This window comes from Paraburkholderia aspalathi, assembly GCF_905220735.1.
GTDB lineage: Bacteria > Pseudomonadota > Gammaproteobacteria > Burkholderiales > Burkholderiaceae > Paraburkholderia > Paraburkholderia aspalathi.
The window spans coordinates 779,329-794,425 of the sequence record NZ_CAJNBA010000001.1 but is presented as its reverse complement, the minus strand read 5'-3'; the positions used below and the strand labels follow the sequence as shown (position 1 = coordinate 794,425).

General features: G+C 58.6%; 13 protein-coding genes and 1 pseudogene. 7 read left to right on the top strand and 7 right to left on the bottom strand.

Features of this window, described 5'->3' with window-relative positions:
* Positions 1 to 92: 92 nt before the first annotated feature.
* Together lhpH and KHO30_RS03455 are read right to left on the bottom strand one after the other, a co-directional pair.
* Entirely contained in the window at positions 93 to 1,100 is a 1,008-nt protein-coding gene (lhpH, locus tag KHO30_RS03460) for a trans-3-hydroxy-L-proline dehydratase (RefSeq protein WP_093634093.1), read from the bottom strand.
* Between the two features lie 36 nt (positions 1,101 to 1,136).
* Positions 1,137 to 2,258, bottom strand: coding sequence for a branched-chain amino acid ABC transporter substrate-binding protein (locus tag KHO30_RS03455; protein WP_093634094.1), 1,122 nt, complete (start codon positions 2,256 to 2,258; stop codon positions 1,137 to 1,139).
* Between the two features lie 142 nt (positions 2,259 to 2,400).
* On the opposite strand from KHO30_RS03455, the gene KHO30_RS03450 reads away from it, so the two are divergent.
* Together KHO30_RS03450 and KHO30_RS03445 are read left to right on the top strand one after the other, a co-directional pair.
* Positions 2,401 to 4,641 carry a N,N-dimethylformamidase beta subunit family domain-containing protein gene (locus tag KHO30_RS03450; protein WP_244863928.1) on the top strand — a complete coding sequence of 747 codons (2,241 nt, stop codon included), beginning with the start codon at positions 2,401 to 2,403 and terminating at the stop codon, positions 4,639 to 4,641.
* A gap of 1,459 nt (positions 4,642 to 6,100) precedes the next feature.
* The gene (locus tag KHO30_RS03445) at positions 6,101 to 6,319 is read left to right on the top strand and encodes a hypothetical protein (protein WP_093634097.1); all 219 of its coding nucleotides are present in this window, start codon (positions 6,101 to 6,103) and stop codon (positions 6,317 to 6,319) included.
* Positions 6,320 to 6,341: 22 nt separating this feature from the next.
* Here the strand turns inward: KHO30_RS03445 and KHO30_RS03440 are convergent, their stop codons facing one another.
* Entirely contained in the window at positions 6,342 to 6,563 is a 222-nt protein-coding gene (locus KHO30_RS03440) for a hypothetical protein (RefSeq protein ID WP_211700056.1), read from the bottom strand.
* 577 nt (positions 6,564 to 7,140) lie between these two features.
* On the opposite strand from KHO30_RS03440, the pseudogene KHO30_RS03435 reads away from it, so the two are divergent.
* Positions 7,141 to 7,858: pseudogene (locus tag KHO30_RS03435) on the top strand (transposase).
* Positions 7,859 to 8,043: 185 nt separating this feature from the next.
* On the opposite strand, the gene KHO30_RS03430 reads toward KHO30_RS03435, so the two are convergent.
* A complete protein-coding gene (locus KHO30_RS03430; protein WP_425312875.1) occupies positions 8,044 to 8,841 on the bottom strand; it encodes a carboxymuconolactone decarboxylase family protein in 798 nt (265 codons plus the stop codon).
* Positions 8,842 to 8,961: 120 nt separating this feature from the next.
* Here KHO30_RS03430 and KHO30_RS03425 point away from each other — a divergent pair, with 120 nt between their 5' ends.
* The 3 genes from KHO30_RS03425 (at position 8,962) to KHO30_RS03415 (ending at position 11,878) form a co-directional block, all read left to right on the top strand.
* Positions 8,962 to 9,858 (top strand): LysR family transcriptional regulator, encoded by an 897-nt coding sequence (locus KHO30_RS03425; RefSeq protein ID WP_211700055.1) that lies wholly within the window; start codon positions 8,962 to 8,964, stop codon positions 9,856 to 9,858.
* Positions 9,859 to 10,042: 184 nt separating this feature from the next.
* Positions 10,043 to 11,056 (top strand): aldo/keto reductase, encoded by a 1,014-nt coding sequence (locus KHO30_RS03420; RefSeq protein WP_211700958.1) that lies wholly within the window; start codon positions 10,043 to 10,045, stop codon positions 11,054 to 11,056.
* A 57-nt stretch (positions 11,057 to 11,113) separates the two neighbouring features.
* The gene (locus KHO30_RS03415; RefSeq protein WP_211700054.1) at positions 11,114 to 11,878 is read left to right on the top strand and encodes an SDR family NAD(P)-dependent oxidoreductase; all 765 of its coding nucleotides are present in this window, start codon (positions 11,114 to 11,116) and stop codon (positions 11,876 to 11,878) included.
* Positions 11,879 to 11,980: 102 nt separating this feature from the next.
* On the opposite strand, the gene poxB is transcribed toward KHO30_RS03415, so the two are convergent.
* The gene (gene poxB, locus KHO30_RS03410) at positions 11,981 to 13,702 is read right to left on the bottom strand and encodes a ubiquinone-dependent pyruvate dehydrogenase (RefSeq protein ID WP_211700053.1); all 1,722 of its coding nucleotides are present in this window, start codon (positions 13,700 to 13,702) and stop codon (positions 11,981 to 11,983) included.
* 312 nt (positions 13,703 to 14,014) lie between these two features.
* Here poxB and KHO30_RS03405 point away from each other — a divergent pair, with 312 nt between their 5' ends.
* The gene (locus KHO30_RS03405) at positions 14,015 to 14,362 is read left to right on the top strand and encodes a hypothetical protein (protein ID WP_211700052.1); all 348 of its coding nucleotides are present in this window, start codon (positions 14,015 to 14,017) and stop codon (positions 14,360 to 14,362) included.
* A gap of 88 nt (positions 14,363 to 14,450) precedes the next feature.
* On the opposite strand, the gene KHO30_RS03400 is transcribed toward KHO30_RS03405, so the two are convergent.
* Both KHO30_RS03400 and KHO30_RS03395 read right to left on the bottom strand, forming a co-directional pair.
* Positions 14,451 to 14,711 (bottom strand): hypothetical protein, encoded by a 261-nt coding sequence (locus KHO30_RS03400; RefSeq protein ID WP_211700051.1) that lies wholly within the window; start codon positions 14,709 to 14,711, stop codon positions 14,451 to 14,453.
* On the bottom strand, positions 14,695 to 15,090 hold the full coding sequence (locus KHO30_RS03395) for a DUF3331 domain-containing protein (protein WP_211700050.1): 396 nt from the start codon (positions 15,088 to 15,090) through the stop codon (positions 14,695 to 14,697). Before KHO30_RS03395 ends, KHO30_RS03400 begins: the two co-directional genes overlap by 17 nt.
* Positions 15,091 to 15,097: the final 7 nt, after the last annotated feature.

Here is a 15,097-nt window from a genome sequence, read left to right as displayed (position 1 = left end):
AGAATGCGCCGCGAAGGCACCAAGGAGATGGGCCAAAGGATGTCACGTCAGTGCGGCAGTTGCCGTCGAAGTGAGCCTGGAATCTGCCCTCTCTACCGCACCAGGAACCCGTAGGTCAAAGGATCGCGCTCGTCGATCAACCACGTCCCGTAGCCACAGATAAACGCATTCCCTTCGATCTCTGGAATCACTGCGTCGAATTCACCGCATTTCGTCTCACCAAGCACGCGGCCTCTGAAGATCGTTCCGATAATCGACTCGTTCACGAGCGTTCCATCCGAGGGTAGCTTGCCACGCTGGTAGAGCTGAGCGACGCGTCCTGCCGTGCCGGACCCTGTTGGCGATCGGTCAACCTCGCGATCGGCGAAGATACAGCAGTTCGCCTGAGTCGATCCCGGATGACGGGGCGTATTCGAAATGATCGTGCCGTAGAGCCCTCTGATTTCCGGAATCTCTGGATGAACGATGTCAAACGCTGCGTTGGTTGCCTGTGTGATCTCGTCGCCGAACTGCTTCAGTCGATCAACGTTGCTTTCGCCTACCGCCATATCATACTGCGCACCGTCGACGTAGAAATAGAACGCGCCTCCGTAAGCGATGTCTCCGGACACGGGGCCGAACGTTGGCGTATTGACGGTGACGTCCTTTTTCCAGACGAACGACGGCACGTTCACAAAACGCACATTCCCTGCATTTTCGCCGTCCCACTGGACGAAAGCTTCGAGGAATCCGCAAGGCGCGTCGATGCCGACGCGCGTTTCCGGCGACGTGCGCTCAATCCACCCCAATTCAACCGCTGCGGTGGCCAGCGCAATCGTCCCGTGGCCGCAATGGGGACTGTAGTCTTTATTCTGCGTAAAGATGATGCCGAAGTCCGCGCCTTCGGTTACCGGCTCAGTGAGGAAGCCTCCGTACATATCGGCATGGCCTCGAGGCTCCAGCATCATGGCGCTCCGCAACTCATCCGCATGCCTCTGGATCCACTCCCGCCGCTCCACGATGGTTTTCCCCGCGAGACGCGGGAAACCATTGGTGATGATGCGAAACGGCTCACCACCGGTGTGCATTTCGATCGTGTTAAGTGTCCTGGTAATTCGCATAGATACTCCGCCTTGCTTACTATTTTCGTTGAGACCTTAGTTGCCGTAAGTTACGACAGCGCCGTCCTTGAATGTGTACACGGTCGTCGCCGAGCTTTTCAGATCATGATGTACGTCGAACGAGTACTCGCCGGCCACGCCGGTGTAGGTGGACTTGGCGAGTTGCGCACCAATTTTGGCGCGGTCGGATGTCGTGCCAGCCTTCACCATCGCGTCGGCCAACAGCTTCATGCCGTCGTAATAGCTCACGCCGTACACCTGCGTATCGACGTTGAAGGTTGTCTTGTACTTTTTCAGGAACGCGCTACCCGCTGGCGTCTTGTCCAGCGAGACCCCACCTTGTGAGCAATAAGCATTCGTCGCTGCGGGACCTGCGATTTTGGCCATATCAGACGTACAGATTCCGTCGCCGCCCAGCAGCTTCGCCCGCAATCCGAGCTGACGCATCTGTTTGACTAGCGGGCCGCTTTGCGACGCGTAACCACCATAGAAGATGACGTCGGGATTCGTCGCCTTGATCTGGGAGAGGACGCCCTTGAAATCGACGGCCTGACCATTCGTGTATTGCTGGTCGATAATCTTCAGCCCGCGTGCCTTGGCCACGCTCATGAACTCCTCAGCCACGCCCTGTCCGTAGGCCGACCGGTCGTCCATGACTGCCGCTGTTTTCGCTTTAAGCTTATCGATGGCGAAATTAGCCATCGCTCCGCCGAGTTGCCCGTCACTAGCGCCGATACGAAATACCTCGTTGAAACCTTGAAGAGTCAGCGCCGGGTTCGACGCAACCGAAAGCATCGGGATGCCGGCGTTCTGGTAGAGCCGCGAGGCTGGGATTGCGACTCCAGAATTGTATGGACCAAGAACGGCAGCCACCTTGGCGTCGACCAGTTTTTGCGCGACCTGCACGCCAATCCGGGGATCCGCCTGGTCATCTTGCGATACCAATTTGAATGTTATGTTTTTACCGGCGATCGTCGTCCCGGCGCTATTTAGCTCGTCAACCGCCATGCGTGCGCCATTTTCGTTGTCTTTCCCTTCTGACGCTTGGGGACCGGTCAACGGCCCAGAAACCCCAACAAGAACAACCTCTTGAGCGCTCGCACTACCTAAGGCGAGAAGTGCAGCAACCGCCATTACCGAAGAGACAAATTTTTTCATCGCACACCCCAGTGGTTAAAGTACACTGGATTCGATAGTGACCACTTTTGGTTCTATTTGCAACCATTGCAAAATAAAATCTCACAGGGGGTTTCCCTGGGCGTAGGTGGTCGCAGAACAGCGTCTGGGATCACCACCAAGAATGATTGATCATTTGACTATGACTACTTCAGACTCCCAAATTCCCGCGATCATCGGCTATGTAACCCCGTGGAGCGCACACGCTGGTCAGGAACTGGCGTTCAAAATCAGTTCGCGCGGCGATCGCGCTTTTACGGCAACGGTCGAGCGCATAGATTGTTGTGACCCAAACCCTGACGGGCCCGGGATGAAACTGGTCCCGATTGATGTCCAGTTGGAAAGCACCTACCCAGGACAGGAGCAGCCGGTATTTCCCGGCTCCTGCGCCTACGGCCCAATGCCGGTTCTGGAGGGCATCCCGCACTTCAAGCTCGACCTGACGGTTCAGCCCACACTTGAGGACGCCACCCTTCAGACATTGGTCGCTCTTCAGAACCATGATGGGACGCATGGTGTAGCGATTGCTCTCAATCGCGGTGAACTCGTTTTCCAGAGCCTCGCAGCAGGGGAACAGATCACAACTGGCTTAGCCGTCGCCGCCGATTTATGGACAAACTTGCAGATATCCATCGACCGTGACGGGCATGTTCAAGCAATCAGCTCAGGCACGAACGCGCGCGAAGAGGTGTTCAGGAACGTGGCAGACTTTGAAGTACCGTTCTCTGCTGCCGCGTTCGAAGGTTCGACGGTGTGCTTTGCGGCGATCTGGAGAGGACACCCGGAGCATGCCTTCAACGGCTTCATCGAAAGCCCGGCATTGCGTGCGCCCGGAAGCGATGCACGCGGCGATCAGCGCGAGGACAACGTGTTGGCACATTGGGACTTCACGCCAACGCTCGTCCACACGAATGTACCGAACAGGCTTGATAGCGACGCCCCGTTGACGCTTGTGAACGCTCCAATGAGGGCAGTTCGGTCGTCAGGGTGGACCGGACATGAGCTGGACTGGAAGCATGCGCCAGAGGAATACGCCGCGATTCGATTCCACGCCGACGACCTGTCGGACTGTGGCTGGCAAACGTCCATACATCTAAAAATTCCGGCCGACATGGCATCGGGTGTCTATGGACTGCGCGTGGACAATGGCGAAGGCGTCGATACGATCCCGTTTTACGTCACGGTTGCGTCGGGAGGGGAGCACGCGCGCATTGCGTACCTTGCGCCCACACTGACTTACCTGGCCTACGCCAACAACGCCCGTGGAAATTTTTCGGGGGCGCTTGCTGCTCGCGTTGAAGCATGGGGGGCGTATCCGCACAATCCGGACGTCGTCACTTCATTCGGCACATCAACGTACAACTATCACAGCGATGGTTCGGGCATAAGCCTCTCCTCCCGCTTGCGCCCGGTTCTCACCATGCGTCCAGGCTATCTGACGTTCCTTGACGAGCATGGCTCGGGTCTGCGCCACTTTTCCGCGGACTCTCATCTGACCAACTGGTTAAGGGAAAAGGGATTTGAATTTGACGTCGTTACCGACGAGGATCTCGATGAGCGAGGCGTCGACGCGTTGAAGCACTACGACGTTGTCCTGACCGGATCGCACCCGGAATACCATACACGCCGAATGCTGGACGCGCTTCTGGCCTATCGGTCTGCGGGCGGAAGCCTGATGTATCTTGGTGGAAACGGTTTCTACTGGAAAATCGGGCGCGCCGTATCAGCGCCACATTTGCTTGAGATTCGTCGAGCCGAGGCGGGCATGCGGGTATGGGAAAGTCAGCCCGGTGAGTACTACAACCAGTTGGATGGCGAGTATGGGGGGATGTGGCGTCGAAACGGATTGCCGCCGCAAAAAGTTGCGGGAATCGGGTTTACAGCGGAGGGAGACTTTCGGGGCACATTCTATCGGCGCACGCCGGCCTCGTTTACCACCGAACATGCCTGGCTGTTCGCGGGGGTTAAAGCAGGAGCAGGAGAGCCACTTGGAAACTTCGGGTTGTCGGGCGGCGGCGCTGCAGGCTTCGAAATTGACCAAACTGCTGCCGATCTCGGCACGCCCGCCTACGTGACAGTGGTCGCGTACTCCGACAATCACGACGCCAGTTTCGTGACCGTTCCCGAGGAGCTACTCTTCAATCGAATGGTCGGCAAACCGAGAGTGCATAGCGGCATTCGAGCCCACATGATCTGCGGCTTCAGCCCGAGCGGCGGCGGACTATTCGCAGTCGGCTCAATCTCCTTTCTCGGAAGTCTTTACTGCGCCGGTTACGACAACGACATTTCAAAAATTGTCGAGAACTGTTTGCGCCGCTTTCTAGCCGTCTCCCTCACCTCCAACTCGAGCAAGTTGCCCGTATAGGAAGTGTGCTTGGAGGCGAGGTCATCAATGAAGGTCATTCCGTGACGCTGGCGTGCACAAGGTCTGGGGATCATCGATTCATAGACAGCGCGCAATCGGAAATAGGCATTACACGCCCGCAACGGCTGTTGCGCGCCGAGCGCCAGACATCCTGGCGTCGGTCACGAAGGTCACTAAATGGCCGACGGCCGTCTTATGCCCGACGGACGAGAGCAGGATCAATTGAGATCCGGCGCTGCCTGAATCAGAGTCCTTGCCACGTAAAGGACTCTCCCGATTGAACGTCGACGCCTATCGGACCGGCCTGGGAGTGGTGACTGAACACGATCGCGCGTGAGTGTGCCCCAGACAACCTTAAGAACGTAAGAATTGCATCGCGCTGCTGCTTGCCACGATAAGGAGAAATCTTCATCTTCTGTTCGTCTGATCGCACGATTACCACGTCGTTATGCTTAACAAGTCTCTCGATTTCATCGAATCTGAACGATGCCACGTTGACCCTCCATTAGCTGCAATCAGCCACATGAATGATCGCTATATCGGTCACCGCTCCAATCAGCTTGAGCAGCCGAAAGTTGCCGTAATGATGTTCTCCGGAGGAATATTCGGACGATCGCGATGGCTTTCTCGCGTCCGCGATACCGGGACGCGGGTGATCCGCAGATCGAGGTTGAAATCCTGATCAAGGTTGCAAGCCACGGCCGCCATACTAGATCGAATTATTCTCGGGGTCGTCGTTCCCCAACTTCCCGATTCTCCGTCACGACTCGGCGAACGGCTTCCAAAAAATCGGGGCGCGCCTCGGGGTCAGGGACTTCGATCAGCTTGCGCGGAGCCTTGGCTTGGGGCTTCAGTGTCACACCGTAAAGTTTTTGCGGCGCAGTCATAGTTCGTCTCCGGCTTCGATCACAGCTAATTCGGACGGCAGGCTCGGTCTTGCTTCTGGTTTCCGAAAATCAGGCTTTCGGAACTTTACTGAGTTGGGGACTGTGGACTCCGTGCGTGGTGCGTCTCCAGGCTTCGTCGGCACGTTGCTGGGCTGATTTCACGGTATATGCGACCCCTTGCTTGCCCTTCGGACCTGGCGAAAACGCCGAAGTCAGACCGGAAAATGTCCGGCGGACGGTCTTGGTGACCATGGCGCACTCCGCGTTTGTGTCGGAGTTACAAGTCTAGGTCTTTACGTGCAACCCGCGATACTGTACGTTTACACAGTACTTTGGCGAGCCCACCATCGGCGCGAGACGACGTCTCGAGCGAAACGGCGCCCGTACGATCACTCCGCGCCAGGTGAATCAGCGCCAATCCACTACACCCTTAAGAGAGTGCTAATGGAAATCAGAGAAGCGCGCCGGATTATCCGCAGCCTTTGGCATCAGCAACGAGTGCCAAGGCGCACCGGAGTCGCTGGAGCGAGTCCAGTACGATCAGGATGCGTTCGTCCGTCAGGAGGATTGAAATGACAGATGACCTGCGGCGACAACTCGGCGAAGTTGAGCAAGCCTTGGTGGCACTTGAGGGCGTGATTGCAGTGCGACGGGAGTACATCTCGCTGCTTCAGCGTTTGGGAACTCGTGACAAGGAGCTAGCGTCTCTCGACGCGCTTATAACTGCCTGGTCACGTCTGCAGTCGCAGCGAGACCGCCTCGCCGCGGCTATCGCCAACGGGGCGCAATGATAGCGTTGGAGAATGGGGCGATCTACCGACGTTTGTGGAAGAGTTCGCGCCCCGCGTAGACGGCAGAAAACAGGCCGACGATAACGGCCGCGACGGCCAACGATTCATCTTGTCGTCCAGAGGGGGCCGACAACGTCGCATGAAACCAGAGGCCAATTCCGATTGCCGTCATGAACATGCCAAAGACAAGCCCCCACACCGGCCCCGCCGTATCGGAGCTTCCTAATCTGTGAGACATTTTCATCGCTATACTCCCCGTCCCGCACCGACATTTGCTGATTGCCGCAGCCTGCGAGTTCCGCATTGGCAAGATTTTACGGTAGCGTACGCGATCAAAAAGACGTCATCAACAAGCTAAATAATGATTGAGGTCTTTCAAAGTCTTGCGATCAAACGGACAGACATCCGTATTAGCCGCCGCCCAAGGCCTCGGATTGGAGTCGACCGTTATTGTTCGGATACCTACTGATTAAATTCGCAAGCCACATTACGCTGGGCTTTGACCGGTTCAGGTGAAATGCGAATGAAGACCATGGCGCTTCGACCGCCGCTCCGTCGTGCTACTCGATGTATTGGTGCCGGATGACGCGCAGGCAAAGCATCTGGAGGCGTATAGCGCGGTGCCGCTATTCAGCAGTGGCATAAATCAGATGTTTGTAGCGATCGGCAAATCAGCGAAAAGAGGCCAGAAAAAAGGCCTGTTCGCGATGCGGACCCACGCATATGACCGATAGAATTTCATCCTATACACACGTGACGCAATGTCGCGCGTTCGAGATCTGTCGGATCGCTTTCTCACATCGGATTTCCGGTAATTCAGCATGGCACGGCTTGCACGGCATTACGTCCCAGAACAACCTCAGCACGTTATCTTGCAGGGGCTCACGGGGCCCGCATTCCTGGACGAGGGAGACTACCTGTACTTCCTCGCCTGCCTGGCAGACGCAGCGCGCGTCGCCGATCTGGCAGTCCACGCATGGGTGCTCATGCCTGACGCGATACAGTTCCTCGTCACGCCTTCGTACGAGTCGAGCGTGCCCGTGGCGATGCAGGCGGTCGGCCGTCGCTATGTCGAGACCTTCAACCGTCGCCATGGACGCCGCGGCGCGGTGTGGCGTGGCGAGTACCGGGCAACAGTGATTGAGCCCGATCGATATTTCCTGCTCGCGAGCCAGGTCATCGATCATGCGCCGGTGCGCAACCGCCTTGTAGCCGAGGCTGGAAACTATCAATGGTCTAGCTACACGCACCACATCGGGCTGCGTGTCGATAACTTCATCAAGGACCATCCACTCTACCGGGCGCTCGGCAATACGCCGTTCGAGCGCCAGCAGGCTTACCGCGATTTGGGCGCACAGCTTCTTGACGAACGCGAGGTCAATGACCTGATGCAGTCGACGCTCAAGGGCTGGGTGCTCGGCAGCGCCGCGTATTGCGAGTGGGCGGCCCAGACAGCCAACCGGCGTTTGATGCCCCTGCTGCTACGCGACCGGGCGCCCCAAGGTTTGCACGACACGCCCCCTCGCACACGCGGGCTAGCCAAAAGATAAACCAGCAAGGAAACCTTGCTCGGATGCCAGATCGCAGCATTGGGAAGAAGTGGACATTCGGATGGGCTACAAGATCGTCGCATTCTCGCCGCCCCGGCGACGTTGAGTCGGTGGTCGGCTAAGCGCTTGGACAGATTTTCTCGCCCAGCAAAGCTCGTGGCGCCAAGGAGTGAGTTAGCCGGGACGCTTCTCAAGCACGTCCTTCACAACTGGAAGCGCCGTAAAAACATTCGGCCAGCCCGCATAGAACGCTAGTTGCGTCATGACTTCGGACGCCTGTGCCTTGGACAGTCCGTTATCCATTGCCCGGTTCAGGTGATAGGTCAGTTGCGCGACCTGTCCAGTGGCGACCAACGCGCTGACCGTGACGAGACTACGATCGCGGGGCGCAAGACCAGGCCGCAGCCACAGGTCGTTGAACAGCGCATCTCGGGTGAATTGAACAACTCCAGGCGAAACGGCGCCGAAGTTTTGCTGAACTGTGCTTTCGCGCTGGGCTTCGGCAGCCTCGTCGAGCGGCAAAAGGTCAACTGCTGCTGGCGGGAGTTGCGCCACCGCAATCCCATGTCTCTCGAAAACGGCATTCGTTACCTTCACAGCCGCGGTCGCGTTGGCCCAACCGGAGTAGAAAGCCAGATGCGTGATGATTTCCGAAATCTCGCTGGGCTTGAGGCCGCCCTCGAGCGCGAGATCGAGATAGAACGGCAACTCCGCGCTCTGATTGCGCGCAATCAATACTGAGAGCGTGACCACGCTGCGATCCCGCACGGACAACTGTGGACGTTTCCACAGGTCGCCCAGCACCACGTCGTTCGTATAGCGCTCAAGAGCGGGTGAAACGGTGCCCATTCCGGTGAGCAAGTTGCTGGGGGACGCGCGATCCAGGCTTTCCATATCAGTTTTCCTTTCGAACTGCGAACAGGCCGCGGTACCGAACGCAAGCGACATCATCGCGACAGCGAATATCCTCATCGGCAGTTTCCTCGATAGCGCCTGACTGCATTTAAATGAGTCGATATCCGGAATCTAACGTGTCCACTCATGCTCGACTAGGCGCTAGAATCGGCAAACACCTATGAAATGAGTTCATCAATGCGTCGCGAGAGCTACAACGACCTGCTTGCACTGATTGCCGTCGCGCGCGAGCGCAGCTTCACGCGCGCCGCCGCGCAACTCGGCGTATCGCAATCAGCCTTGAGCCATACCATCCGGGCACTCGAAAGCCGGCTCGGAATGCGACTCCTGACCCGAACCACGCGCAGCGTCGCGCCGACGGAGGCTGGCGAGCGCCTCATTCGGACCATCACACCCCGTTTTGAAGAGATCGATTCCGAACTGGCGGCCGTGACGGAGTTTCGGGACAAACCTGCGGGCACGATCCGCATCACCGCGACCGATTACGCGACGGAAACGGTTCTGTGGCCCAGGTTATCGCCGGTCCTGCATGAATATCCAGACCTCAAGGTGGAGATCATCACCGACTACGGCCTCTCAGATATCGTGGCAGATCGGTACGACATCGGCGTTCGCCACGGCGATCAGGTAGCCAGGGACATGATCGCGGTCCGCCTCGCGCCCGAAATGCGCATGGCGATCGTCGGGACACCGGAGTACCTGAAGACGCGTTCGTTGCCAAGGAAGCCCCAGGATCTGACCGCGCACAACTGCGTCAATCTTCGTTTGCCGACGTTGGGCGGCTTTTATCCATGGGAGTTAAAGAAGGGCAGTCGCGAGGTGCAGGTTCGCGTCGACGGACAACTCGCTTTCAACGGGACCTACCCGATGCTGGCTGCCGCGTTGTCGGGATACGGTCTGGCTTACATTCCGGCTGACCTCGCCCAGTCTCATGTCGAAGCGGGTCGCCTCGTGAAGGTATTGGAAGAATGGTGCCCCACCTTTCCAGGGCTGCACGCCTGCTATGCGACTCGACGTGAGTTCTCGCGGGCGATGACCGTGGTGATCGATGCAATCCGTTATCGCAAGGAATAGCCCAGGAACTGGAATGAGATTCATGAATACAGTTCATGATGGTTTGCTGTTTTACTGGCTTTATCACTAGATACCATCGACCTATCATCCTCCATACAGACGGCGATGAAAGCGCCCGCTGATGCGCCTTTCCGGCGTGCACGTTCTGTTAACCGCAGGCGCGGCCTGCATGGAGATGATGAGAGTGGACTATGGATATCTGGGGCGCAGCGCCCTCAAGGTTTCGCCCCTGTGCCTGGGTGCAATGATGTTTGGCGGCGAAACGGATGAAGCGACCTCGCGCCGGATTATCGACAAGGCTTTCGACCAGGGCATCAATTTCCTCGACACTGCCGATGTGTACCACGCTGGCCGATCTGAAGAAATCGTCGGGCGGGCAATTGCGGATCGACGGGATGACTGGGTCGTGGCAACCAAGTTCGGCTATCCGGCTTCAGTTAGCGCCCGCCTGAACGAACAGGGCCAGTCACGCAAATGGATCTACCAGACGGTCGACGCCAGCCTGAAGCGCCTTGGCACCGACTACATCGACATTCTCTACTTCCACCGGTCGCTTGTTGACGCGCCGCTCGAGGAAGGGGTTCGCGCCATCGGCGACCTCATTCGTCAGGGTAAGGTGCGCTACTTCGGTCTGTCCAACTTCCGCGCCTGGCGTATTGCGGAGATCGTGCGCCTTGCCGATCAGTTGGGCATCGATCGCCCCGTTGCGATCGAACCGGTCTACAACATGGTCGACCGTACCGCCGAGGTGGAGTTGATGCCGGCGGCTGGACACTACGGCATTGGCGTCGTGCCCTACAGCCCGCTCGCCAGAGGTGTATTGACCGGCAAATATGCACCCAACGGTGCGCCTCCTGCCGACTCCCGTGTTGCACGCGGTGACAAGCGCATCCAGCAGACCGAGTGGCGTCCGGAATCTCTCGCCATCGCACAGAAGGTCGCGGAGTACGCCGCTGAACGCGGTACCACCTCGATAGCGTTCGCCATTGCGTGGGTGCTCAGGAACAAGCTTGTGAGTTCCGCTATCGCTGGGCCACGCACGGAAGCGCACTGGGACAGCTACATCGACGCATTGACGCTGCAACTGGGACCGGACGACGAAAAGTTTGTCGACAGTCTCGTGCCTGCCGGGCATGCATCGACGGCCGGCTATACGGACCCGAACTATCCAATTGAAGGCCGCCGCGTGACCGGTTGATCCGGCGGCAGAGAGCACTGCTGAATACCTTACCTGTACGAATTGAGGGAATTGATTGTGAATATAACTTTTGAGAACAAGGTTGCACTCGTTACGGGTGCGGGCTCCGGCCTTGGTTTGGCGACGGCGAAAGCATTTGCCTTGTCAGGGGCTTCCGTCGTGCTGGCAGACCGGGATAGAGAGAGCGTGGAGTCGGCGGCCGACGAACTGAAGGACCAAGGTTGTGCGGTCCTCGCTGTGCAGTGCGACGTGGCCGACGATGCACAGGTAGAGGCAATGGTCGCGCAAACCGTGTCGACCTTTGGAAGATTGGACATCGCCTACAACAACGCTGGCGTCCAGAATGTCCTTGCTGAAACAGCCGACTCGACTCGAGACGACTACGACCGCGTGATGTCGATCAATCTGGACGGTGTCTGGAGTTGCATGAAATTCGAACTGCAACAGATGCGCCGGCAGGGCAACGGCGCGATCGTCAACTGCTCGTCTTTGGGCGGCCTCGTCGGCGGCGCGGAGCGTGGCACCTATCACGCTGCGAAGCATGGTGTACTGGGGCTGACCAAGAGTGCTGCCCTTGAGTATGCGGCACGAGGTATCCGGATCAACGCGATCTGCCCGGGTCTGTTCTGGACGCCGATGTCCGAGCAGATGGCAGCCTCCGGCCAGAGCGAAGCGCTTGATGCACTGCTGAAGGCGGTTCCAATGGGCAGATATGGGAAACCGGAAGAGATCGCCGACGTCGTTCTCTGGCTTTGCAGCGATGCTTCGAGCTATGTCACCGGTCAGTCCATTTCCGTCGACGGTGGCTTCATCATGCGATGAGCGAGGGGCAGCGCTTCAAAGCGAGTATTCGCTTTGGAGACCGCTCGCGGGCCGGGCCACGTGCATAACGACGTGGCCGCAGCACACGTGCCAACTGGATCACTATCGCAACAGATTGACCTTCGCGAGGTCGATGAGCTGTTGGCCACGTCCGTCCATAACTGCACGCAACATGAACAATCCGAAGTGGTAGGCCTCGTCGACACTCGTCACAGGTGGCATCACAAGTTCCTGACGTGCGCTCACGACGTCGACAAGCGCCGGACCCGGATGTGCAAAAGCCTCGCGCAGCGCGCCTTCCAGTTCCGCCGGATGCTCGACGCGCACGCCTTTGATACCCATCGCATTCGCCATCGCGGCGAAGTTCGGATTCTTCAGGTCACATCCCGTATCGACGAACCCGCTAGCTTTCATCTCCAACTCCACGAAACCTAGCGTGCCGTTGTTAAGCACGACGACCTTGACAGGCAAGCCCGTCTGAATGAGCGTGACGAACTCGCCCATCATCATCGTGAAGCCGCCGTCGCCGGACATCGAAATCACCTGGCGGTCTCTGAAGGCGGCCTGTGCACCGATCGAATGCAGCATCGAGTTCGCCATCGAGCCGTGATTGAACGAACCCACCAGCCTCCGTTTGCCGTTCATCTTCAGATATCGGGCCGTCCACGCGATCGGCGTGCCGACATCGCAGGAGAAGATCGCATCGTCGTCCGCCAGCTCGCTCACCAGCCTGGTCACGTACTGCGGATGGATGGTATGGCTGCCTGCTTCGGGCTCCGCCAGCGCGTCCAGTCCCTCCCGGGCGCTGCGATAGTCGTCGAGTGCACGGTTCAGGAAGCTGCTGTCTGTTTTCTCGTGGATCAACGGCAACAACTCGCCGAGCGTGTCCTTTACGGTTCCCAGCACCCCGAGATCGATTGGACACCGATTCCCGAGTGCCTCCGCCCTCACATCGACCTGTGCGATGGTCACACCCTCCGGATAGAACTGGCGGTACGGGAAATCGGTACCCAGCATCAGCAGCATGTCGCAGCCTTTCATCGCCGCATAGCCGGATGAGAATCCGACCAGCCCTGTCATGCCCACATCGAACGGGTTGTCGTATTCGATGTACTCCTTGCCTCGCAGCGAATGCACGACGGGCGCTTGCAGCTTGCGCGCAAGCTCCACGACTTCTGCATGCGAATCCTTGCAACCGGCGCCGCAGAGCAACGTCACCCGCGACGATCGGTTCAACAGGTCCGCGAGCTTCACCGTCTCGTCGTTCGACGGCCGGATCACCGGGTCCGACGGCACACTCCAGTTCGGCACCGGTTTGGTCAGCGGCCCGAGCGCCACATTGCCCGGCACCACGACGACCGCGACGCCCTTTCGCGCAACGGCCGTCCGGATTGCTCGCGCTAGAATCTGCGGCAACTGTTCCGGGCTTGACACGAGTTCGACGTAGTGACTGCACTCCTTAAACAACAGTTCTGGATGCGTAGCCTGAAAATAATCGATCCCGATCTCCGAGCTCGGGATATGCGCCGCGATGGCCAGAACGGGAACGCCGCTCCGATGGCAGTCGAAGAGTCCATTGATCAGATGGAGGTTGCCGGGTCCACAGCTTCCGCAACAGACCGCGAGTTGCCCCGTGAGATGGGCTTCCGCGCCCGCGGCGAATGCCGCGCTCTCCTCGTGCCGCATATGAACCCATTCAATCGAGCCGTCCCGGCGCAGCGCATCCGAGAGGCCGTTCAGCGAATCCCCCACGACACCATAAATGCGCTTCACGCCCGCTTTCTCTAGCGCGCCCACCATGTAGTCTGCAGCCATCTTTGCCATGTCGCTTCTCCGTTCAGATTAAGTCTTCGCTGCTGGCGCACCTCTTCGCAGTCAGCCTTGAAGCATGTCCGGATTCTAGCGATCGCCTGTCATTGCCCGTTTCGTAGTCGCACGGTCTTTATCCGCATGCACGAGTACGGACATCCATACCAACGGACGTGCACGGCGAATCGGTGCCGCATGCGGATGCGATTAGACAAAGCGCGTGCTTGTGCGAAAGAAAGTATCGGTTCGCAAGACGACACTCGATCTCATGTCCAATCAATTCCTTGCGCGCCTTGCATGTGGTCCAGAGCGCATCGTGGAGAACGCATGATGAACGCGATCAGATTTCCGTGGTTCCGAACCGGCTACGTTGCCGCAGCCGTTTGCCTGACGATCGGCGCGTCGTGCGCGCTGCCGGCGCGCGGCCTGATACGAGCGGTCATCACTGTCGGAACGGACGTTCAGCTGCCGCTCGAACGCATCGCCACAGATAACCGGGAGCCTGCGCAAGTCGCCGACGTGTCGGAGCGGCTGCACACTCCAGCCTCAGAACCCGTGCATGCGCAATCGTCGGTTCATTCGCGGGAGGAAAGCAGCCACCGCGCGGACGCTAACGCGCCACGTCATACGCCGGGCTATCAGCGGACGATCACGGATTTCAAGTATTGGACGTAATGATGTTGGAGCCGACGTTTCGCCGACGCGCTGGCGGAATGCAGTCGTCAAATGCGCCTGCGAGCGAACAGCGTGAGCGATACACTGCTCACCAACTGAATCCTGCGGCCGCACCGCACACCGTCAGCACGGCAACCCGACGGGCAGGCGGCATCACGCTGGCGCAGTCGAGGAAGCGCTCATCTTTGAAGATCGGATCGATACTGTAGGCCGACTCGACATGCTGGATGGCGTGCAGCAGCGCCGCAAGCGCGAGGCCTGTGAGGCCGGCGGTAACGCCGGTGAGCGCGACGACTGCCAGCCGGCACAAGCCGCGCAAGAAAGAAGTGAAATCAGGTCTCGGTTGCATCGTCGAGCGCGGACGTCAGGATCATTGCGCCGACATTGCGTGGCGCAGGCCGGCAGGGACGCGGCTTATACACCGCGTCACCGGGCCGAATCGGGCGCCCGCTCATCGCGCAGACGCCTTCGATGCGAGCCCGCGTCGAGTGCCAGATCTGATCGCCATAGCAGCAGCGGGTCGAGTCGCGCCAGGCGATCGTCACCGTCGAAAACGTCTGCCGCTCCACCAAGCTCACCGTGACGCCGTAAAATGCCGTGCCGTCCCCATGACGCGCCCCATTGTCTTCATTCGGCCCTACGCCGCAGCATTTCGATTCTCCGGCAAGCAGGGATAACAGGCCAATGGTTTGCATCCACGGATCGATGATGTTTGCGTTTGCCTGCATGTCGTGG

Coding starts and splice junctions, on each gene's coding strand:
- lhpH (WP_093634093.1), bottom strand. CDS start 1,100: ATGCGAATTACCAGGACACTTAACACGATCGAAATGCACACCGGTGGT.
- KHO30_RS03455 (WP_093634094.1), bottom strand. CDS start 2,258: ATGAAAAAATTTGTCTCTTCGGTAATGGCGGTTGCTGCACTTCTCGCC.
- KHO30_RS03450 (WP_244863928.1), top strand. CDS start 2,401: ATGATTGATCATTTGACTATGACTACTTCAGACTCCCAAATTCCCGCG.
- KHO30_RS03445 (WP_093634097.1), top strand. CDS start 6,101: ATGACAGATGACCTGCGGCGACAACTCGGCGAAGTTGAGCAAGCCTTG.
- KHO30_RS03440 (WP_211700056.1), bottom strand. CDS start 6,563: ATGAAAATGTCTCACAGATTAGGAAGCTCCGATACGGCGGGGCCGGTG.
- KHO30_RS03430 (WP_425312875.1), bottom strand. CDS start 8,841: ATGAGGATATTCGCTGTCGCGATGATGTCGCTTGCGTTCGGTACCGCG.
- KHO30_RS03425 (WP_211700055.1), top strand. CDS start 8,962: ATGCGTCGCGAGAGCTACAACGACCTGCTTGCACTGATTGCCGTCGCG.
- poxB (WP_211700053.1), bottom strand. CDS start 13,702: ATGGCAAAGATGGCTGCAGACTACATGGTGGGCGCGCTAGAGAAAGCG.
- KHO30_RS03405 (WP_211700052.1), top strand. CDS start 14,015: ATGATGAACGCGATCAGATTTCCGTGGTTCCGAACCGGCTACGTTGCC.
- KHO30_RS03400 (WP_211700051.1), bottom strand. CDS start 14,711: ATGCAACCGAGACCTGATTTCACTTCTTTCTTGCGCGGCTTGTGCCGG.
- KHO30_RS03395 (WP_211700050.1), bottom strand. CDS start 15,090: ATGCAGGCAAACGCAAACATCATCGATCCGTGGATGCAAACCATTGGC.